Here is a 21481-nt window from a genome sequence, read left to right on the forward strand (position 1 = left end):
AACACTTGCGGCGGCTGCCTGAGTCAGGCAAACCGCCGCTTTTGTCAGTGCGAGTGGCGGGGCACTTCGGAGCCTCTGCAACCGACCAGGAAGTCGAAATCACAGCCCTGATCCGCCTGCATCACCCGGTCTACGTACAGCTGGCGATAGCCACCCAGCAGCAATTGAGGCGGAGCCTGCCAGTCGGCGAGGCGCGCAGCCAGTTCGGCTTCCGGGATGTCCAGATGCAGACGCCCGCCAGCGCAGTCCAGCTCGATCCAGTCGCCTTCCTTGACCACCGCCAGCGGTCCGCCCGCTGCGGCTTCCGGCGCCACATGCAGAACCACTGTGCCGTAAGCCGTGCCGCTCATGCGCGCATCGGAAATGCGCACCATGTCAGTCACGCCCTGCGCCAGCAGCTTGGCTGGCAAGCCCATGTTGCCGACCTCGGCCATGCCCGGATAGCCCTTGGGGCCGCAGTTCTTGAGCACCATGACCGAGTTGGCATCAATGTCCAGATCCGGATCGTTGATTCGCGATTTGTACATCTCGAAATTCTCGAACACCACTGCGCGGCCACGGTGCTGCATCAGTGCCGGTGTCGCGGCCGAGGGCTTGAGCACGGCACCCAGCGGCGCGAGGTTGCCGCGCAGCACGCAAATCCCGCCGTCGGCGCGGATCGGGTTATCCAGCGCGCGGATCACCTGATCTTCACCATAGATCGGTGAGTTACAGGTGTTTTCGCCAATGCTCTTGCCATTGACGGTCAAGGCATCCGGGTTGGGCAGCAGCCTGGCTTCGTTCATGCGGCGCAACACGGCGGGCAGGCCGCCGGCGTAATAGAACTCTTCCATCAGGAAGCGCCCGGAAGGTTGCAGGTCGACGATGGTCGGCATGCCACGGCCCATGCGTGACCAGTCATCCAGGTCCAGATCGACGCCGATGCGTCCGGCGATGGCTTTCAAGTGGATGACGGCGTTGGTCGAGCCACCGATGGCCGCGTTTACCCGGATGGCGTTTTCGAAAGCGGCCTTGGTGAGAATCTTCGACAGGCGCAGGTCTTCGCGGACCATGTCGACGGCACGCATGCCGGACATGTGCGCCAGCACGTAACGCCGCGAATCCACCGCCGGAATGGCCGCGTTGTGCGGCAGCGAAGTGCCCAGCGCTTCGGCCATGCAGGCCATGGTCGACGCCGTGCCCATGGTGTTGCAGGTGCCAGCCGAACGCGACATGCCGGCTTCGGCGGAGAGGAATTCATCAAGGCTGATGGTCCCGGCCTTGTAGGACTCGTGCATCTGCCAGACGATAGTGCCGGCGCCGATGTCCTTGCCTTCATGCTTGCCGTTGAGCATCGGTCCGCCGGTGACGACGATGGCGGGGATGTCGCAACTGGCAGCGCCCATCAACAGGGCAGGGGTGGTCTTGTCACAGCCGGTCAACAGCACGACGCCATCGATGGGGTTGCCGCGAATCGCTTCTTCAACGTCCATGCTGGCCAGGTTGCGGGTGAACATAGCGGTAGGGCGCAGGTTGGATTCGCCGTTGGAAAACACCGGAAACTCCACCGGCCAGCCGCCTGCTTCGATCACGCCACGTTTGACATGCTCGGCGATCTGCCGGAAATGCGCGTTGCAGGGGGTCAACTCCGACCAGGTATTGCAGATGCCGATGATCGGCTTGCCCTGAAACTGGTGGTCGGCAATGCCCTGATTCTTCATCCAGCTGCGGTACATGAAGCCATTCTTGTCGGCAGTGCCAAACCACTGGGCAGAACGGAGGGTCGGTTTTTTATCGGAGTCAGACATGATCGGCTCTCTTATTGTAAGACTTAATGGCAATACTGCTGGCTAAGGTAAGCCTAAAAAACGCGTATTGGAAGAGTTGTCAGTTTAAATAGTATTACTATATAGTCGTTCGTAGACGAGGGATCATCCTGGCGCATGTGCAGTGTTATTCAGCCCCCAGGCACAGAGGCGATCCCCGCAGGTTCCATAACAAAAACAATGGGAGACCGCCCACATGAGCCAGGAACTGCGGCTTATACGCCGCATTACGTTCAAACTGATTCCTTTCCTTATCCTGCTGTACCTGATCGCTTATGTAGACCGCTCTGCCGTGGGCTTTGCCAAGCTGCACATGGGCGCGGACATCGGTATCGGCGACGCCGCCTACGGGCTGGGTGCCGGACTGTTCTTCATCGGTTATTTCCTGCTGGAGATCCCCAGCAACCTGATGCTCGAGCGTTTCGGCGCACGCCGCTGGTTCGCGCGGATCATGATCACCTGGGGCGCGATCACCATCGGCATGGCCTTCGTCCAGGGCCCGCACAGCTTCTACGTGATGCGGTTTCTGCTGGGCGCTGCCGAGGCGGGCTTCTTCCCCGGTGTGCTGTACTACATCACCCAGTGGTTTCCGGTGCGCCATCGCGGCAAGATCCTTGGCCTTTTCATCCTCTCGCAACCCATCGCCATGATGATCACCGGGCCCGTTTCCGGTGGTTTGCTGGGCATGGACGGCATACTCGGCCTGCATGGCTGGCAGTGGCTGTTCATCGTCATCGGCACGCCGGCGATTCTGCTGACCTGGCCGGTGCTGCGCTGGTTGCCGGATGGCCCGCAGCAGGTCAAATGGATAGACCAGGCCGAGAAGGACTGGCTGACCGGTGAGCTGAAAAAGGATCTTGAAGAGTACGGCCAGACTCGTCACGGCAATCCGTTGCATGCCCTGAAAGACAAGCGGGTGTTGCTTCTGGCGCTGTTCTACCTGCCGGTGACCTTGAGCATCTACGGTCTGGGCCTGTGGCTGCCGACGCTGATCAAACAGTTCGGTGGCAGTGACCTGACCACCGGCTTTGTGTCGTCGGTGCCGTACATTTTCGGCATCATCGGTCTGCTGATCGTGCCGCGCAGTTCCGACCGCCTCAACGACCGTTACGGGCATCTGGCCGTGCTGTATGTACTGGGCGCCATCGGCCTGTTCTGCAGCGCCTGGCTGACCATGCCGGTGGCGCAGCTGGCTGCATTGTGCGTCGTGGCGTTCGCACTGTTTTCCTGCACGGCGGTGTTCTGGACCTTGCCAGGACGGTTCTTTGCCGGTGCCAGTGCCGCAGCCGGTATCGCGCTGATTAATTCGGTCGGCAACCTGGGCGGCTACATTGGGCCATTCGTGATCGGTGCGTTGAAGGAAATCACCGGCAGCCTGGCATCGGGCCTGTATTTTCTGTCGGGCGTCATGGTCTTCGGGCTGCTGCTGACCGGCATCGTTTATCACGTGCTGGAGCGCAAGCATGTGCTGCCAGTGTCCGACTTCGCGGTGAGTGCCAAGGCGAGATAGGTTTTCAGCGGCCCATTATCTGGAAGGAGAATTTCATGCGTTTAGTACAGTTTGAATTGAGCGACGGTCAGCGTCGGGTCGGTCTGGTCGACGATGATCAGGTGCGTGAGGTCCAGGGTGTCGAGAGTGTTCGCGAGCTGGCGCTGGCGGCGATCGAGGCGGGTTCGGCTCTGGCGCATCAGGTCGAGCAGCGGGGCGTTGGCGAAACGCATGACTATTCACAGTTGCTTGAGGAGCTGCGGATCCTGCCGCCGCTCGACCATCCTGATCCGGCGCACCTGCTGGTCAGTGGCACCGGGCTGACCCATCTGGGCAGTGCGTCGGCACGCGACAAGATGCACCAGCAGTCCGGCGACGAAGCCTCGATGACCGATACCATGCGTATCTTCAAATGGGGCGTCGAAGGCGGCAAGCCGGTGGCGGGGCAGGCCGGTGTTCAGCCCGAGTGGTTCTACAAGGGTGACGGCAGCATTGTCGTGCGCCCCGGACATTCGTTTTCGTTGCCGCCCTTTGCCGAAGACGGCGGGGAAGAGCCCGAGCTGAGCGGCCTGTACGTCATCGGTCATGACCGCAAGCCTTATCGCCTGGGCTTCGCCATCGGTAACGAATACTCCGATCACGTCATGGAGCGTCGCAACTACCTGTATCTGGCGCATTCGAAACTGCGCGCCTGTTCGTTCGGGCCGGAGTTGCGCGTGGGCGACTTGCCGCAAAGCCTGTCGGGCACCAGCCGGGTCTGGCGCGACGGCAAGGTGCTGTGGGAGAAAGAGTTCCTCAGTGGCGAAGCGAACATGTGCCACAGCCTGGAAAACCTCGAATACCACCACTTCAAGTATGCACAGTTCCTCAGGCCCGGTGACGTGCATGTGCATTTCTTCGGCACCGCGACCCTGTCGTTTGCCGATGGCGTACGCACACAGCCCGGCGATCGTTTCGAGATCAGTCAGGCCGAGTTCGGTAAGCCGCTGGTCAATGGCCTGGCACCGAGCGAGCCAGTGTTCCAGCCGGGCGGCATCGGCAAGCTGTAAGCACAAACTCGCCGTACCTGTTTGATTGCCCACCGTACCAGCGCTCGGCGCTGGTACGGCTCTACTTGCGCTCCGACTGTATCTGCGCCTGCCTTTTGCCCTATCATTCGCGCTTTTGCTGGCCGGATGAATTTCATGACCACCACACCCACCACACTGCTCGCCGCACTCGAAGCCTCCACCATGCTGGAAATCGACGGTCTGCACGCCTGGGATTTCTCTCTGGGCGAGGAACTGAACGTCGAATGCATGGACGGCCGCGAGCGCAAGGTATGGCGCTTCACCAAGGCGCAAGTCGAGGCTGCGACCTTCGATGAGTCCCTGCAAAGCTGGGTGATCAATGACGGCAACGCCGATCACCGGATCATCTGCCTGGATGCCTTTACCCCCTCCGATGAAGATGATTCCGCGCAGGATTGAGTAAATGCGGGCTGGCGCTGTCATAGACCCCGACAGTGCCGTAACAGGCATCAATAACTTCGATAACAAGGGATGCCCCATGCCCCATAAATTTCTGCCGTGGCTGGCGATTGCCAGTGCCATGAGCGCATTTACCCTGCAGGCCCAAGCCATGCCCGATACTGAATTGCTGATAGGTTCCTACACGCAAGGCAAGAGTGAAGGGATCTATCGTTTTGCCTTCGACAGCAAAACCGGGATGATCGATGCCAAGCCGTTGCAAGTGGTCAAGGCCGAAAACCCGTCCTGGCTGACCGTCTCCAGAGACCAGCGCTATCTGTTCGCGGTCAATGAAAACGGCCCCGGACAAAAAGACGCGGTCGGTAAGGTCAGCAGCTTTGCGATTGACCCGAAAACCCGTCAGATCACGCCGATCAATCAGGTTCAAAGCCGCGGTGAAGAACCAACGCACTCCAGCCTGAGCTATGACGGTCGCTACCTGTTCGTGGCCAACTACGCCGTAAACCCTGACCCGGGCGGTGCGCTGACCGTGGTGCCGGTGGGCAAGGACGGCACGTTGAGCGAAGCCGTTCAGGTGCTGCCGCTGGGGCCTGGAAGCAAGGTAAACAGTGAGCGGCAGATGTCGTCACATGTGCACCTGGCAGTGCCGACCCCGGATGACAAGTACGTGGTGACTGCCGACCTGGGCGCTGACAAGCTGTTCGTGTATCACTACGACGCAAGCCAGGCCAAGCCGTTGCAGCCAGCCAAGGTACCGTTCGTGCAGTTGCCGGGCGGTTCCGGACCCCGTCATACCCTCTTCAGTGGCGATGGCAAACATGCCTGGCTGGTACTGGAGATGACGGCTCAGGTGGCGGTGTTCGACTACCATGACGGCGCCTTCAAGCAGACCCAGCTGGTCGACATGAAGAACAAGGGCGTGGACGAGAAAAACGGTGGTGGCGCCTTGCACACTTCACCGGATGGCAAGTTTCTGTACGTGACCAATCGGGGTGACGCGAATCAGGTTGTGGTGTTCCGCATCGATCAGGCCAGCGGCAAGCTTGAAGAAATTCAGCGTCGTTCCCTGGAAGGCAAGGAGCCCCGCGAGTTCGCATTCGATCCGACTGGCCAGTTCATGCTGTTCGCCAATCAGAAGAGCAACCAGATCGTGACCGTTCGCCGTGATCCGCAGAGCGGGAAGATCGGTGAAACGGTACAGAAATTCGATGCAGATGCACCTTCTTACCTGCGTTTTCTGACTGACAAGTAAGCCGCCCCGGCTCCAGCCCTTACGATATAAGGGCTGAAGCCGTTATCATTCTTGATGATATGGGTTAGTGCTACAAAAGATTTCTGCTGAACCACCCTCGGGCGTAAGTTTGAGTCACGGCCATAACGGTCCGGACTTCAAACCAGCGTAAAGACAGACAAGAGGGGTGACCGACATGAATTTCAATCTTTTCTCCATCATCGCTGCATCTGCTATCTCGGCAAGCGTCGCTCTCCCGGCCAGCGCCAGTGTCGAAGTGAACGACAAGAAAGCTCATGCTGCTCAGACCTACACTGCGACCTACACAACCAAATACCTGCAACAGAGCGCTAATTTCTACGCAGCGCTGGACCACAAATCCGTCCAGTGATTGATCAGCCGTCACGCTTTCGCGAGCATGTTCGCCCACACAGGTCCCTGCGACTTACTGCCCAATGCGTGGCAGACCATGCACGGAATGTCAGGCGAGCCTGTTCGCGAAAGCGCTGGTGGCGGCACATCCACGCCTGGAAACAAGGCTTCTGCCCCGCGGGCGTAGGAGATTCTATGGTTTTGGGAAAGCCCTCAAGCCACTTTTGTTTGATATTCGCTCTGGTTCTTTAACAGAGCGAAGACTACTCGAGCCAACTTTCGGGAGAGCATGACCAGCGCTTGAGTTGTACTAAAGCCACGCTTTCTCTGCTCTTCATAAAAAGGCTTCCAGGCCGGCGTACGGCTCCCGGACATAGCCGCGTTGTGCAGCAACCGTCGGGCTTCTGGATCGCCGCGTTTGGTCAATCGACGAGGTCCATCACTTTGCCCTGATTTGGATACTCTCAGGTCCAGCCCAAGAAACGCGATAAAGGCGTTCGCTCCGCTGAACTCGCCTCGCTGAAAAGAAGTGACCAAGCGAGCTGCAGTCAGAAAGCCGATCCCCTCTACTTTCATACAGCGGTTGACCTGCCTCATCAGCCCGGCTTCCTGCAGTACATCGCGAATCTTCTTTTCAACGAGCGCCTCAAATCGTTTCATCGAGTTGACCTGATTGGCGAACGCTGTTCTCAGAAAAGGCTCGTTGGTCCAGCTTTGTACCAGGCCAGTACGAGCCTGAACCAAGGCTGCACGACGTCGGAACAGGCTCAGAAGCTGCCGATAAAGCGGGCTCGCAGGTATCCAGGGCCGCAACTCATCAAGCTCGTTTTTCAGGTATCGGGCCAACAAACGAGCATCTTGGGCATCGGTTTTGGCGCGTATGTTGACGCCTTTACGGTAATGACTGAGCTGATAGCCATCCACCATATAAACGTCACAGCCTGCTTCGTAGGCCGCATCCGCGAACAGGACGTGATAGACGTTAGTGGCTTCGATGGCGATGGCGCAGCTGCTCGCCAAGGCCTTCAGCCATTGGGTGATGGCGACTTTGGTATTGGGGATTGCCTCAAGTCGATCATATTGATCGTGGTAGATCACCAGCTCATTCTTGGCGACATCTACACCGATGATCGGTTTTTCCAGAGTAACCCGCATTGCCATAACGCCTCCTCGGGGATAAGGTTTACAGACTTGAAGGGGCCACCCAGAGGCGCAGGCTTGTTTCTATCGTAGGTTGTGAGCCTTAAGCATTCTTTATCGGCGCTTGGGTGAAAGGAGGAGGGGTGAAATCTCCTACGGGTCTGTACTGCGCGAACAGTCAGAAGCGAACTAAGTCCCTCCTCCTCCCTTCAAGTCTTACCATACAAGCGAACTTGTTCGCGAAGGCGGTACTTCGGGCGCTACATTTTCTCTGAATTTACGTCCCTTTCGCGAACAAGCGAAGCGTCGCCCGGTCCACTCCTACGCCCTCCCGGGCAGAATCAAAAGCTGAAGACTGCCAGGCGAGCCTGTTCGCGAAAGCGCTGGTGGCACAACATTCAAGAGCGGACGCAGAGCGTCCAGAACGGCATTCCGACGCGGAGCGTGAGGAACGATAGTCAACTGCCGTGCCTCACGTTCCGCGTCACAGGTCTCTCAGTGCCCCACCTCGATGGTGCTCAATCCATTGCCCTGACGACGCACCTTGATCTGCACCGGGATTCGTTCGTGCATTTCCTGGACGTGGGAAATCACGCCGACCTTGCGACCCTGCGCCTGCAGGCCGTCGAGGGCGTCCATCGCCAGTTGCAGTGACTCCGGGTCGAGGCTGCCGAAGCCTTCGTCGATGAACAGTGACTCGATGCGCAAGGTGCTGGATGCCATCGAGGCGAGGCCCAGCGCCAGTGCCAGCGAGACAAGGAAGGTTTCCCCGCCGGACAGCGAGTGAACCGAGCGCAGTTCGTCGCCCATTTCCGTGTCCATGACCAGCAGACCGAGCATGCTGCCGCCGCGTTTCAGGCGGTAACGGCGCACCAGTTGTCTGAGCTGCGCATTGGCATGGTGGACCAGCAGATCCAGGTTGTAGGCTTGGGCGATTTTGCGAAACCTGTCGCCTTCTGCCGAGCCGATCAACGACGCCAGACGTGCCCAGCGCAGGTATTCGCTGTTGGCGTCGGCGATGCGCGCCTGCAGTTCGCTGTTGGCGTTGCGGCGACGCTGATCTTCACTGAGCTCGGCACGCAGGTCGGCGCAGTGCTGCTCACTGAGCGCCGACTGTTCATGGGCCTGTTGCAGCGCTGCCGCCAGTTGCGCACTGTCGGTCAGATCACTGTGTTGCGCCTGATGCTGTTGCAGGCGCTGATCGCGTTCCAGCTGCAACACTTTTGCCTGTTCCAGCGCCTTGTCGGTGCTGCTCAATTGCACACGCAGTTGCTCGACATGCGCATCGTCGTAGGTCAGCAACGTATCCAGCGCGCTGTCGTCGAGCTGCGGATGCTGAGCGCGCCATTCGCTGATCTGTACATCAAGTTCAGCCAGTTCCTGTTGCAGGGCCTGCTGCTGTTGCTGTCCGGACTTGAGTTCGGCAGCCAGTTGAATCAGTTGATTGTGGATGTCCTGCAGCGCCTGCGCCGCCAGACTTTCCGCCTGTCTGGCCTGCTCGATGGTTTGCTCCAGCGCCTGCTGCCATTGCTCTGCGCTCGCGTGTTCGCCCAGCAGACCGGCAAGCGTCTGCTGACTGTTCAGCCGTTGCTCGCCGAGTCGGGTGACTTCCTGCGCCAGTTCGGTCTGGCGATGCACGCGAGTCTGCTGCTCGACCTGCTGCTTCTCGATCTTCTGCTGGCGCTCGGTTTGCTCCTGCTGCTCTTCGTGTTGCTGCTCCAGTTGATCGAGACGCTGGGTCACCTGCTGTTCGAGCTGCAGCACGGTCGCCGATGCATCACTGCGCAGCCCTTCAAGCACCTGCGGCGATACCAGCGGCGTGAATGCCGTCAGTTCCTCTTCCAGTCGCTGCCCATCGGCCTCCAGTTGCTTGAGCTGCTCGGCAACATGGCCCGCAGCGGTCTGGCTGGCTTCGGTCGCTGCCTGAAGCTGCTGCTGCAGGCGGGCAGCGTCTTTTTGCAGGGCCAGCAAGGCTTGCTGACGTTGCTCGTCACGGCTGATGACTTCGCTCAGTTGACTCAATTGCTGGCTCAACCAGCCGTCGCGCTTGTCGGCGTCGCGGTCGAGCAATTGGGCGGCGAGGGGATGTGACTCCAGGTCCGGTGCCAAAGCCTGATGGCGCGCGGTGAGCTGCTCATGCTGGCGCAGCAGCTCTTTCTGCCGGGCGATCACGCCGCCGACCTGTTCACGTAATTGATTGCGTTGCTCGGTCAGCAGGTCCACGGCTTTCTGCGCGTTGGCCTGCTCGTTGTCGTCGTGTTGCGTGAGGCTTTCGAGCAGCGCCTCCGGCTGATGCCAGGGGTGTTCGATGCTGCCGCAGACCGGGCAGGGCTGGTCGTCCTGCAACTGCACGCGCAACTCCTCGACACTGGCGCTGCGGGCCAGGCGTTGGCGCTCCAGCAGTTGCCGGGTGACGCTCAGGGTCTGCTCGGCGACGGTCAGTTCATCACGAACGCGAAGGCCTTCGCTGTTGAGCTGTTCACGTTGCTGCTGGGCGCTCTGCTGTTGCTGGGTGAGGTCGGCAAGCTGGCGGTCGACGTCCTGCTGACTGGCCCACAGACGGGCCAGTTCCTCGAAGGCCCGCTGCTGTTTGCGGTTGTCCTGCAACAGGCTGCCGAGAATCTGCACCTGCTCGGTCACTGCCTCCACTTCGCAATCGGCTTCGCGGTACAGCAACTCCAGCGCGCTGCGTTGCTCGGTCAGCTGCTGATCGGCAGCGTTGGCACGTTGCTGCAGCGCAGGCAGCTCACTGTGGCCGTGCTTGAGACGATTGGCGATCAGCGTGAGGGATTTCAGGCGATCACGCCACGCGTTCCAGGCCTGAGCCAGTGGCGCCAGTTCGCTGCTGTGCTGCAGTTGCCCGGCAATACGCTCCAGACGTTGCGCTACCTGCTGTTGCTGATCGAGCAGGGTTTGCAGGCTGGTCTGGCCCTGAACGCAGAGCTGCTCGCTTTGCTGGTGCAGGTCGGACGCCTTGGCCAGTTCCTGGGCCAGGTGATTCAGGGTGTTCTGTGCTTCGAAAGCCTGCAGCAACAGCGGTTTGGCGCTGCCGTGCGCTTGCTGGGCTTCCAGCAGACTGGTCTGCGCCTGAGTACGGCGGCTTTCCAGCTGTTGCTGCTGGTCATGCAGCGAGGTCTGCTGTTGCTGATACTGGCGAATCTGTTCAGCCAGCGGATCAAGCTGGGCGTTCAGCGTGACCCGACGCGCGAAGCGATGGCGCTGCGGGCCCAGGCGTTCCAGCTGGCCGAGGGTCTGGCGTGCTCCGCTGTGGTCGTCCCAGGCCTGTTGCGCACTGTTCAGGGCTTCCTGGGCAGCGAGCTGTTCATCACGCAGACGGTGCAGTTCGGTGAGCCACTGCTGTTTGATTTCCAGTTGCCGTTGCTGTGTCTGATGGGCCTTGAGCTGTTGCTGCGCGTCGCTTAGACGCTGCTCCAGTTCAGCCAGCAGCTCCGGGGCCAGCGTGATGATGTTGCTGGCCTGCGCGGTCAGGGTTTTCAGGGCGTCTTCGGCTTCCTTGCTTTTGCTGTAGGCGCGTCGACCGAGCTGGCTGTAGATCGCGGTGTTGGTGAGCTTTTCCAGCAATTCGCTGCGTTCCTTGTCATCCGCCTTGAGGAACGCGCTGAACTCGCTCTGGGCAAGCATCACGGCGCGGGTGAACTGTTCGAAGTTCAGGCCCAGGCGGTTTTCGATCAGTTGCTCGAATTCGCGTTTGCTCTGGTTGCTGAGGATTTGCTCACTGTCCAGATCGGTGAGGGTCTGGCGGCTGGCCTGCAGCTTTTTTGTGGCATTGTCGCGCGCGCGATTGGTTTCCCAGCGCGCGCGATAACGCCGCTGATCGATGCCGATGAAGTCCACCTCGGCGTAACCGCTGCCCGTGCCACGGCGCAGCAGGGTACGTGGGTCGCTGGTGGTGATGTCGCCGTCGATGTCCGGGACCTTGGACTGACCGATATTGCTAAGCCGCGGAATCGCGCCGAACAGCGCCAGGCACAGGGCATCGAGCAGCGTGCTTTTGCCCGCGCCGGTAGGGCCGGTGATGGCAAACAGTCCGGCGCTGGCCAGCGGCTCGGCAGTGAAATCGATTTCAAAGGGGCCGGCCAGCGAGGCCAGGTTTTTCAGGCGAATGGCGAGGATTTTCATGGTTGCTCGCTCTCCTGCTGGACTTCACGCAGCAGCGTGGCGAAATCGGTCAGCGTCTGTTCGTCGACCTCGCTGCCGAAGTTGTCCTGCCAGGCACGGCTGAACAGTTCCTGAGGCGTGAGTTGGTCCAGTTCGATCAGCGTGGCGTCACCCTCGGTTCCGTCCGCGCTGCCTTTGCCGGCGTATTCGGCACCGATGCGCACCAGCCGCACGGCCTTGCCCTGTAGGGCGTTTTCGATCTGGTTGCGCAGGTCCGGCTGGGGTTCATCCAGACGCACACGCACTTCCAGCCACGGCTGGCGGTCCGGGTCGGCAAGCAGGTCGATGTCCGGCAACGCCTTGAGCTGCACCAGCAGGTCGGCCAATGGCGCAGGCCCGAGGCGTTGCAGGTTGACGGCGCGAGGAATCAGCAACGGCTCCACACTGGCCAGCGTCTCGCCGTCGCAATTGATCTCGAGAATCTGGTGCTGATAGCTGATTTCCGAAAAGGACAGCGGGATCGGCGAGCCGCTGTAGCGAATGCGCTCTTCGCCGTTGACACGCTGCGGTTTGTGCAGATGGCCCAGCGCAACATAGGTGATGCTCGGCCCGAACAGGCTGGCCGGCAGCGCTTCGGCGTTGCCGATGATCAGGCTGCGCTCGGAGTCTTCCGAGACCGAGCCACCTGCCATGTGGGCGTGACTGATGGCGATCAATGCCTGACCGGGCTGGCGCTTGAGGTCAGCCGCCGCGATCAGCAGCTCATGAACCCGGCCGATGCCACGCAGGTAGTCATCGCCCAGGGTCGGGCCGGTGACCTCGGCGGGACGCAGAAAGGGCAGCGCCAGGCACCAGGCCTTGATTTCGCCATTGGCGTCCGGCAATGGCAACAGCAGGCGTTCGGCATCCAGCACGCCATCGTCCAGCCACATCACTCTGCCCAGCGCATGAGTGCGCAAGCGGCGCATCAGCGGGGCGGGAAGTTCGATACGCGAGCCGGAGTCGTGGTTGCCGGCGATCATCACGATGGTCAGCAAGGGTTGCTGTTCGTGGGCGTTGACGATGAAGTCGTACAGGCGCTCCTGCGCTTTGACCGGCGGGTTGACGGTGTCGAAGATGTCGCCCGCGATCAACAGTACATCCGGTTTACGGTCGGCCAGACGGGCCAGCAGCCAGGTCAGAAAGCAGGCGTGTTCGAAATCCCGCTCCTGGCCGTGCAGGTTCTGACCCAGGTGCCAGTCAGAGGTGTGAAACAGACGCATTGGTTTACCTTGTCGTATAGGGGTGTTGCCTGAGCTACATCATTTGGGATACAGCGGCGGCAACCCGGCATCACCTGCCGGGTCCTGAATATGTTCGGCGGCGGGCAGCTTGCGCACCGCGCGCCAGAGGTCCTCGCCCAGCCACAGCTTGCCGGTTTCGCTGTAAAGCGCACCGTTGAGACCGTCCAGAGCATCGGACAGCGGCACGAAACGCGCGGCCATTTCGGCCAGGGTTTCCGGCTGCTGACGTGCCCAGGCGTCGAGCGCCTGACGGGTGCCCTGCGGGTCGTTGGCCAGGCAGGCGCGCTTGAGGTCATCGAGTACGGTACGCGGGCTGGGCCCGGTCTGCACGGCCCGGGCGATTGCCGGCTGTCCACGGGCGCGCCACCACAGGCCGAAACCGAGCAATGTTGTGCAGACCAGCAGCAAGGTGCTCATCTGCCACGGCCAGACTGGCGGGCCGATTACGGTCACGCCGTTTGTGTCGTTGTTCACCGGCGTGTCCACCGCCAGACCCGGGTTGACGCTGATCTGCAGGGTGCGCGCGGGCAGGCTGCTGTGCTCCAGATGATCTTCGCGGGTATTCCACCAGGTCACTTCAACCGCAGGCAGGTCGATTGCGCCGGCGCGGGCGGGCACCAGGGCCTCGCGTTCTTCGCGCGTGCCGATCAGGCCGCGTTCGCTGGGCAGGTTGCGCAGTTGTGGCTGATCCGGGTAACGCCGCAGGCCGGGTACTTCTGTGGGCGGCAAGGGCGGCAGCTGCGCGCCGGCCAGCCCTTCGGCCTTGAGCGTCAGGGTGCGGGTCAGCGAATCGCCGACCTGCGTAGTGCCGGGTTCCGGGCTCCAGTTTTCTTCCAGATTGATACTGCGTGCCGGCAGCCAGGCGACATCGGCCGGGTAGTCGGCAGGCTTGGGCTTGACGGTCAACGGCACTTCGGCGGACTTGACCCGCACCGACCGGCCCGGCTGCGGGCCGAACGGATTGGTGTCCTGGGCTTGCGAACCCTCGGCAGGCGTCTGCACCAGCGTTGCACTGAACACTTGCGCCGGTATCTTCAGCACGCCGCTCTGCTGCGGGTAGATCGCGTAGCGTGTCTCGATCACTCCGTGGCGCACGCCGTTGATCAGCTTTTCGTAGGTGCGCGAATCACCCAGTTTTTCGACCCGCGCGTCCGGCACTTGCAGCGGGCTCAGGCTACTGTCGTCGAACAGTGACACCGAGTGGTAAACGCGCAGGGTCAGCACGGCCTGAGCCTGAACATACACGCTGTCCTGATCCAGGCTCGCTTCGATGAAGATCGATGCCAGATGGTTGCTTTGTTCCTGGGGCTCGCTCTGCAGGACCTGCAGGGTCAGCGGCTGGCTTTTCAGCTCGCCCAGTTGCAGCGACGGAATCAACACGCTTCCGGTCTCGCGGGGCAGCAGGGTCACGATCCAGCGCGTGGTGGCCTGGCTGCTGCCATCCAGGGTTTTCAGGCTGTTGAGCTGACGCGTGTCACGCACCTCGAAACTGCTTTCCAGCGCGCTCATGTCCGGCTTGCCGAACTGCGTCACATCGTCGGTTTCCAGCGTCAGCTCGACGGTCTCCCCGGCGTTGAGGCGCGTGCGGTCAACGCTGGCGGTCAGTTGCGCAGCCTGCAGCGACAAGGTGATCAGGCTCAGCAGCAGGCCGATCAATAAGGTGTACACGCGACTCATCGGGTCTTTTCCTGATGTTGCTGTTCGTAGCGAAATTTGCGCCGCAACAGTTCGCCCGGGTCATCCGGAATCTGCCTCAGCCACTGCTCCAGTTCCTGACGTCGCTCACCGGTCATGGGGCTGTCGGCGGACTGCAGCGCAGGGCGGGTAGTCTGTTCGTCGTCGGTCGACTCGCCCGAGGCGGCCTTGCCGCTGTTGTCCGGCGGCAGGCTTTCGCTGGTGCCGGGTTGATCCGATCGGGACGGGTTCTGCTCGGCAGGCGATGCGCTGCTATTGGGGTCTTGCGACGCCTGCTGACCTTCTTCGCCCTGATCGGCCTTGTTCTGTTCGTCCTGGGCAGGCTTCTGCTCATCGGCCTGATCCAGCAGGCTTTGCACCAGCGCCCGATTGGTTTGCGCTGCAGGGAAATCGGGCTGTCGGTCCAGGGCCTGCTCGTAGGCATCCAGTGCCGCTGCCAGCTCGCCGCTGCGGGCCAGGGCATTGCCACGATTGTAGTGGTCGGCGGCGCTGTTGCCTTCGGCAAACTGCCGGGCGGCGCTGGCGTAGTCTTGCGCCTGGTACAACGCCACGCCTTTCCAGCGCGAGTCTTCGAAGCGCTGCGCTGCCTCGGCTGGCCGATGCTGTTCCAGCAGCCGCTGGCCCTGTTGATCGGGACGCAGCCACAGGTCCTGAAACTCGAACGCCTGGCTGTTCTGCGGAAACATGAACATTAGCGGCAGGCAGAACAGCCAGCCGCGCCGACCGGCCAGTGCCGCGATCAGCAACAGCGGCAGCAGCAACCAGTGGCCCTGGTCAGCCCAGGTGTCGAGTTGCACGACTTGGCCGTCGCGGCTCATGTGTCGAGGGCTGGCCAGCAGACCGAGGCTGCGCAAGTCTTCTTCATCGCCGCGTGCCTGACGATAGCTGCCGCCGACCTGATCGGCGAAGTCGTTGAGGCTGGTACTGTCCAGACGCGGCACCAGAATCGCACCCTGATCATCCTTGAGCAGGCTGCCGTTTTCCTGCGTGACCGGCGCGCCTTCGGCCGTGCCGACCCCGAGAATCAACAGCGGCGGCGATTTTCCGCGCAATGCGGCGCGGATGCCCTGACGTTCCTGTTCGCTCAGCGACGAGGTGATCAACAGTATCCGCCCCTGACCCAATGCGCCCTGTTTGAGCAGGTGCAGCGCTTTCTGCACAGCCAGATCGGCGCGCTGGCCGGTCACCGGCATGATCGACGGTCTGATGGCTTCCAGCAGGTTGTGGCTGGTGACCAGATCATCGGACAGCGGCACCAGCGTGTGTGCGCTGCCTGCATAGACAACGATGGCGGTCTGCGCATCGCTGCGTTTTTGCAACAGGTCCAGCAGCTTGCGTCTAGCCTGTTCCAGGCGGGTAGGGGGCGTATCGGTGGCGAGCATCTGCGGGGTGAGTTCGAGAATGACCACCAGCGGATCGACCGGCTTCTGGCTGATCTGTTCGACGCGCTGCCAACTGGGGCCCAGCAAGGCGAAAAGGGCCAGCAACCAGGCGAGCCCCAGCGCGACCCATGGCAGTTTGCTGTTGCTGCCGCGCCCACCGTTGAGCAACACCTCATGAAAGTGAGTGGGCAGCAGCATTTGCCAGCGTCCGGCGCGTTTCTGCCGGTGCCAGAGTCGCCAGATCAGCAGCGCCAGCAAGGGCGTGATCAGCAGCCATTCCGGGCGAAACCAGTGCGGCCAGAGCCCGCTGATCATCGCGACCTCCACAGGCTTTTGCAGCGCTCTCGCCAGTTAATAGAACGCACCGCCGTCAGCAGGCGTTGCACTGCGTTGTTCGGCCACAACTCACGCAGCACCAGCAGCACACTCAATAGCAGCGCTGTCGCCAGTGGCCATTGATAAAGTGCTTGCGCCGGGCGCGCCTGGGTGGGCTGCTGTGCGACCGGCTCCAGGGCATCGAGGGTGGCGCGGATTTTTTCCAGCTGGTCGCCATCGCGCGCGCGGAAATACTGGCCACCGCTGAGGCTGGCGATTTCCTTGAGCGTCGGTTCGTCCAGATCAAGGCTGGGGTTGAGGCCCAGCACGCTTTGCAGCGCGTCCTTGTCCGGGTCCGAACCGATACCGATGGGGTAGATTTTTACGCCTTCTTCGGCAGCCAGCCGTGCGGCGGTGATCGGATCGATCTGACCGGCGTTGTTGGCGCCATCGGTGACCAGCACCAGCGCACGACTGGTGGCCGGACGCATACGCAGACGTTTCAGGGCCAGGCCGATGGCATCGCCCAGTGCGGTGTTCTTGCCGGCAATGCCTATCCTCGCCTCGTCGAGCCAGACCCGCACAGTGCGGCGGTCATAGGTCAGTGGCGCCTGGACAAACGCCTGGGTGCCGAACAGGATCAGGCCGACCCTGTCGCCCTTGCGGCCTTCGAGAAAGTCACCGAGCAGTTGTTGCACCAGCACCAGCCGGCTGACCTCATCGCTTTTCCATTGCATGTCCGGGTAGTCCATAGAGCCGGACACGTCGACCGCCACCAGCAGGTCGCGGCCACTGGCAGCTACCGGCAGTGGCTCGCCCAGCCATTGCGGTCGCGCTGTGGCGATCAGCAGCAACAGCCAGATCAACAGAAACGGCGCACGCTGTCTCCACACCGGTAGGTTGGCTTTGGCGCGGCGACCGCTCAGGCCTTCGAGTTCACTGAGAAAGCTGACCTTGAGCGCCGGCTCGCCACTGTCGGCCATGGGCAGCAGGGCGCGCATCAGCCATGGCAATGGCAGCAGGGCGAAGACCCACGGCCAGGCGAACTCAAACATGTTTGCGGATCCAGGTATCGACCGCCTGAGTCAGGCCAGTGATGGCCTTGTCGTCCAGTTTGCACTCGGGCTTGTACGCGCCTTCGACCAGAATCATCCAGCGCGTCAGGCCGGCAGCCGGGCAGCGGTTGTCGAGGAACGCCAGCCATTTGCGGCCGTTGAGGGTATGGCTCTGGCTGTGCGGGTAATGGTTACGGCACAGGCGTTTGAGCAGGCCGTTGATCTGCTGCAGCCAGGCACCGGCCGGCGCGCCGTCGTAGGGTTTCGGCAGGCTGGCCAGTTCAGCCAGCGCGGCGAGGCGAACCGGGTCCAGCGGCTGTTCGCTGCGCACTTTGCGGGCCTTGACCGGCAGCAGTTTGCGCAAGCGCCACAGGCCCCAGCCTGCCATGGGGATTAGCAACAGCAGCAGCCACCAGCCCGGCGCAAGCGGCCAGAAGCCGACGGCTTCGGGCGCAATCAGCGGCTCCAGCTGATCGAGGGGATTCATTTGCGCTTCACCGGACGACGCGCATTGAGGTATTCGCGCAGTTGTTCGACGAGCTCCGCCTGGGTGCTCAAGGGCATGAGCAATACCCGCAGCTTCTGCGCCAGCAACTCCCAACGCGCCGTGCGCTCCTCGCCCTGTTGCCGGTAGGCGCGGCGCAGTTCGGGGTTGAGGGTGTCGATCTCCAGTTGCGCGCCGCGTTCGGCAAAACGCAGCAAACCGGCAGCGGGCAGGGCGCGGTCCAGCGGGTCGGACAGCGGCAGCAACAGCAGGTCGCTGTGGCGAGACAGCAGGCTCAGTTGTTGTTCTGCGGCATCGGACAGGGCGCGCTCGTCGCACAGGACGATGACCAGACTGCCGGGGCGCAGCACTTCCCGCGCGCGACGCAGCGCAGTACCGAACGCATCGCGGTCTGGCGGAATCTCGGTATGCAGCGACTGATTGACCCGTACCAGCCGGTTGAGCAACTGCAGCAGGCTTTGTTTGCTGCGTCGCGGCTTGATCTCGTAGTGTTCGTTATCGCCGAACACCAACCCGCCGACCCGGTCGTTGTGTTCCAGCGCCGCCCAGCCGATCAGCGCGGCCGCCTGAGCCGCGAGTACCGACTTGAACATCAGGCCGGAGCCGAAGAACAGCCGTCGGCTCTGTTCCACAAGAATGAAAATGGGCCGTTCGCGTTCCTCATGGAACAGTTTGGTGTGCGGCTCTTGCGTGCGTGCCGTCACGCGCCAGTCGATGCTGCGCACGTCGTCACCGGCCTGATAGACCCTTACCTGATCGAAGTCCACGCCACGTCCGCGCAGCTTGGAATGGTGCAGGCCGATCAGCGGGCTGCGCTGGCTTGGGGTGGAAAACAGCTGCACTTCCCGCACCCGATGACGCATCTCGATCAGCTCGCTGAGGCTGACGCGGATGCCCGGCTGGGGGATCAGGTAGGGTTGCATGGGGTCAGGCGACGGCCACGACGTCGAGGATGCGCTGAATCACGCGATCCTGATCGATACCGGCAGCTTCGGCCTCGAACGACAGAATGACCCGGTGGCGCAAGACATCGAACAGCACTGCCTGAATGTCTTCGGGGCTGACGAAGTCGCGTCCGGCCAGCCAGGCATGCGCACGGGCGCAGCGGTCCAGCGAGATGGAGCCCCGCGGGCTGGCGCCGTAGGCAATCCATTCGGCCAGTTCCGGGTCGAACTTGGCCGGGGTACGGGTGGCCATGACCAGTTGCACCAAGTATTCCTCGACCGCATCGGCCATGTAAAGGCCAAGGATTTCCTTGCGTGCGGCAAAAATCGCCTGCTGGCTGACGCGGCGCTCCGGCTTGGTTTCGCCATTCAGGGCTTCGCCACGCGCCTGTTGAAGGATCTTGCGTTCGACGGCGGCATCCGGGAAGCCGATCTTGACGTGCATCAAAAAACGGTCGAGCTGGGCTTCGGGCAGCGGGTAGGTGCCTTCCTGCTCGATAGGGTTCTGGGTCGCCATGACCAGAAACAGCGGAGACAGGTCGTAGGTGCTGCGCCCGACACTGACCTGGCGCTCGGCCATGGCTTCGAGCAGCGCCGACTGGACCTTGGCCGGCGCACGGTTGATTTCGTCGGCCAGCACCAGGTTGTGGAAGATCGGCCCTTGCTGGAACACGAAGCTGCCGGTTTCCGGGCGATAGATTTCCGTACCGGTGATGTCGGCAGGCAGCAGGTCGGGGGTGAACTGAATGCGGTGGAACTGGGCTTCGATGCCTTCTGCCAGCTCCTTGATGGCCTTGGTCTTGGCCAGGCCGGGAGCGCCTTCGACCAGCATGTGGCCATCGGCAAGCAGGGCAATGAGCAGACGTTCGATCAGCTTTTCCTGGCCAAGGATCTGCGTTGAAAGAAAAGTTCGCAGCGCAATCAGCGCTTCACGATGTTCCATCGGTGACGGTTCCTGGCAGGGCGAACAGCTGTGTCTGACGACTGCTGAGCTGGGGGCGATACTTTAATCCATCCGGGCAGGTATCGACTAACGACTCCCGCGTTTTTTATTGCATTTAGAGAAGTGCCTGTCATTTATGCAGGTATTGTCCTACGTGATCTATGGGGGTCCATGTAGGAAGGTTGGCTCTGGCTCCCGGAGCCACGGCGTCAGAGTCGATAGAAGCTCGCCGCGTTCTCCCACAGCGCCTGACGAGCGCCGCTTTCGCCCAGTGCGTCGATCAACAGTTCGATATCGTCGGGCCGGAAGGGGCGGGGGGCACGGGTCGACGGCAGGTCGGTGCCGAACATCAGGGCATTCGGGTTGGCGGCGTGGATATCCCTGAGGGCCTCGCGCACCGGAAAGTCCACTCGCCCGAAACCACAGGCCTTGATCCGCACACCGCGCTCGGCAAGGCGCAGGACCACGGGCAGCCCTTCGGCACTCAGCCCCAGGTGATCGATGCTGATGGCCGGGAGTTTGCGCAGGCGTGTTTCGATGGGTGCCAGTTCCCGCGAGTCGATGTACAGCTCGGAGTGCCAGCCTACGCGTTCATGGACACGCACGGCCAGTGCCTCCAACTGGTCGAGCTGCTCCGAGCCGCCGCGCTTGAGGTTGAAGCGCAAGGCGCGCACGCCTGCCGCGTTCAGGGTGTCCAGCTCTGCATCGGTGACGCTGGCGGGCAATTGCGTGACACCGACGAAACCCGGTCCCAGCAGGCGCAGCGCCTGAAGCAGATAGCCCTGATCAAAGCCCTGAAAGGAACCGGACACCACCGCGCCACCCTGAACGCCCAGCGGCTGGACCTTCGCAAGGTAGTCAGCGACACCGAACGGCTCCGGCAGATAGCCGTTATTGGCGATCAGCGGGAAATGCGGGTCGATGATGTGGCAGTGGGCGTCGAAAATGCGGTTCATGACGGACTCCTGTTCGGCGAAGTGCTCACTCTAGGCTCTGTACGAAAAGTCGGCGAGCGAAGGTCAGGCGAGGCAAAAACAGGCCAGGAACGGCCGGGGTCGCGTTCGACTCTACGTGTTGTAAATGAGCATTCCGATTGGACTCGCATCCGAGCCTGTTTTTAACGAAGCATCACCGAGCGCAGCCACTTTTCGTACAGAGCCTAGCGCTTTTTTGATCATCAGCTGAGTGTGCTGGTGTACTCACCGACGTTTTCGAGAATGATCTGTAACGTCTGGTGAACGTCCTGCAACTCGCCTGCATCGGTGGCGTGGAGAATTTCGTACTGATGGTGGCCATCGAGCTGCTTGGCGTCCTGCGCGTCGATTTCCACCAACAGGCGCTTGGCACTGAAGGTGACCTTCAGGCTGGACACGTTCAGTGACTTGTCGTCGCTGACGGTGATTTCCACTTCGTTCTCGTCCGGGAAACGGGTCAGGGAAAACAGCATGCCGTTTTCTGCGTGGCAGCAGAGCAGCGCCATATCGTCGTATTCGTCGTCGCACGGGTTGGCGATGAGGCTGGCGGTCTTGATTTGCATGGGTGGCTCCGGGTCTGTCCAGGTAAGGCGTGAGTGAATTTTGCCAGTCCCGGGCAAATAATGTCGGGCGATATTGGCACCATCGTACGCAGTGTATCGCGACCTGATGACCGAATATGTCGCAGCCTCGTAAGCAGTGTGCGCTCAGCTCTCGTTAAGCTGCATGACGGACAAGTGGTGTACGGTGTCGGGTGCGC

Annotated in this window: 17 protein-coding genes; 5 read left to right on the forward strand and 12 right to left on the reverse strand. The window is 61.6% G+C overall.

The annotated features are described in order from the left end of the window. Nucleotides 1-44: 44 nt before the first annotated feature. Entirely contained in the window at nucleotides 45-1787 is a 1743-nt protein-coding gene (locus JOE39_RS02115; RefSeq protein WP_003318618.1) for an IlvD/Edd family dehydratase, read from the reverse strand. Between the two features lie 214 nt (nucleotides 1788-2001). On the opposite strand from JOE39_RS02115, the gene JOE39_RS02120 reads away from it, so the two are divergent. From JOE39_RS02120 to JOE39_RS02140, 5 genes are all read left to right on the forward strand, one after another. Continuing rightward, nucleotides 2002-3315, forward strand: coding sequence for an MFS transporter (locus JOE39_RS02120; RefSeq protein WP_210077969.1), 1314 nt, complete (start codon nucleotides 2002-2004; stop codon nucleotides 3313-3315). A 35-nt stretch (nucleotides 3316-3350) separates the two neighbouring features. Next, nucleotides 3351-4343 carry an AraD1 family protein gene (araD1, locus tag JOE39_RS02125; RefSeq protein ID WP_209996705.1) on the forward strand — a complete coding sequence of 331 codons (993 nt, stop codon included), beginning with the start codon at nucleotides 3351-3353 and terminating at the stop codon, nucleotides 4341-4343. Between the two features lie 135 nt (nucleotides 4344-4478). Further along, nucleotides 4479-4763, forward strand: a complete 285-nt coding sequence (locus tag JOE39_RS02130) for a DUF5629 family protein (protein WP_003390727.1) — start codon at nucleotides 4479-4481, stop codon at nucleotides 4761-4763. A gap of 79 nt (nucleotides 4764-4842) precedes the next feature. After that, the gene (locus tag JOE39_RS02135) at nucleotides 4843-6015 is read left to right on the forward strand and encodes a lactonase family protein (RefSeq protein ID WP_003423190.1); all 1173 of its coding nucleotides are present in this window, start codon (nucleotides 4843-4845) and stop codon (nucleotides 6013-6015) included. Nucleotides 6016-6190: 175 nt separating this feature from the next. Further along, entirely contained in the window at nucleotides 6191-6385 is a 195-nt protein-coding gene (locus tag JOE39_RS02140; RefSeq protein WP_003423191.1) for a hypothetical protein, read from the forward strand. Between the two features lie 194 nt (nucleotides 6386-6579). On the opposite strand, the gene JOE39_RS02145 is transcribed toward JOE39_RS02140, so the two are convergent. The 11 genes from JOE39_RS02145 to JOE39_RS02195 all read right to left on the reverse strand — a co-directional run bounded on the left by JOE39_RS02145 (nucleotide 6580) and on the right by JOE39_RS02195 (nucleotide 21284). Beyond that, nucleotides 6580-7527 carry an IS110 family transposase gene (locus JOE39_RS02145; RefSeq protein ID WP_003304874.1) on the reverse strand — a complete coding sequence of 316 codons (948 nt, stop codon included), beginning with the start codon at nucleotides 7525-7527 and terminating at the stop codon, nucleotides 6580-6582. A gap of 474 nt (nucleotides 7528-8001) precedes the next feature. Continuing rightward, nucleotides 8002-11646, reverse strand: coding sequence for an AAA family ATPase (locus tag JOE39_RS02150; RefSeq protein ID WP_210077968.1), 3645 nt, complete (start codon nucleotides 11644-11646; stop codon nucleotides 8002-8004). Beyond that, complete coding sequence (locus tag JOE39_RS02155) at nucleotides 11643-12887, reverse strand: exonuclease SbcCD subunit D C-terminal domain-containing protein (protein ID WP_003423194.1); 1245 nt, start codon at nucleotides 12885-12887, stop codon at nucleotides 11643-11645. The genes JOE39_RS02150 and JOE39_RS02155 overlap by 4 nt, the downstream gene beginning before the upstream one ends. 39 nt (nucleotides 12888-12926) lie before the next feature. Further along, complete coding sequence (locus JOE39_RS02160; RefSeq protein ID WP_003390716.1) at nucleotides 12927-14585, reverse strand: BatD family protein; 1659 nt, start codon at nucleotides 14583-14585, stop codon at nucleotides 12927-12929. Further along, nucleotides 14582-16300: a VWA domain-containing protein gene (locus JOE39_RS02165; RefSeq protein ID WP_003423195.1), complete on the reverse strand. Its 1719-nt coding sequence runs from the start codon at nucleotides 16298-16300 to the stop codon at nucleotides 14582-14584. The genes JOE39_RS02160 and JOE39_RS02165 overlap by 4 nt, the downstream gene beginning before the upstream one ends. Next, on the reverse strand, nucleotides 16297-17355 hold the full coding sequence (locus tag JOE39_RS02170; protein ID WP_003390707.1) for a VWA domain-containing protein: 1059 nt from the start codon (nucleotides 17353-17355) through the stop codon (nucleotides 16297-16299). Before JOE39_RS02170 ends, JOE39_RS02165 begins: the two co-directional genes overlap by 4 nt. Beyond that, nucleotides 17348-17842 carry a DUF4381 domain-containing protein gene (locus tag JOE39_RS02175; RefSeq protein WP_046267068.1) on the reverse strand — a complete coding sequence of 165 codons (495 nt, stop codon included), beginning with the start codon at nucleotides 17840-17842 and terminating at the stop codon, nucleotides 17348-17350. Before JOE39_RS02175 ends, JOE39_RS02170 begins: the two co-directional genes overlap by 8 nt. After that, nucleotides 17839-18783 (reverse strand): DUF58 domain-containing protein, encoded by a 945-nt coding sequence (locus JOE39_RS02180; protein ID WP_003318876.1) that lies wholly within the window; start codon nucleotides 18781-18783, stop codon nucleotides 17839-17841. The genes JOE39_RS02175 and JOE39_RS02180 overlap by 4 nt, the downstream gene beginning before the upstream one ends. Nucleotides 18784-18787: 4 nt before the next feature. Next, nucleotides 18788-19747: a MoxR family ATPase gene (locus tag JOE39_RS02185; RefSeq protein WP_003342804.1), complete on the reverse strand. Its 960-nt coding sequence runs from the start codon at nucleotides 19745-19747 to the stop codon at nucleotides 18788-18790. Nucleotides 19748-19956: 209 nt separating this feature from the next. Next, nucleotides 19957-20703: an amidohydrolase family protein gene (locus JOE39_RS02190; protein ID WP_057445222.1), complete on the reverse strand. Its 747-nt coding sequence runs from the start codon at nucleotides 20701-20703 to the stop codon at nucleotides 19957-19959. Nucleotides 20704-20924: 221 nt separating this feature from the next. Then, nucleotides 20925-21284 (reverse strand): hypothetical protein, encoded by a 360-nt coding sequence (locus JOE39_RS02195; protein WP_161420803.1) that lies wholly within the window; start codon nucleotides 21282-21284, stop codon nucleotides 20925-20927. Between the last annotated feature and the right edge of the window lie 197 nt (nucleotides 21285-21481).

The organism is Pseudomonas sp. PvP100, from assembly GCF_017833055.1.
GTDB lineage: Bacteria > Pseudomonadota > Gammaproteobacteria > Pseudomonadales > Pseudomonadaceae > Aquipseudomonas > Aquipseudomonas syringae.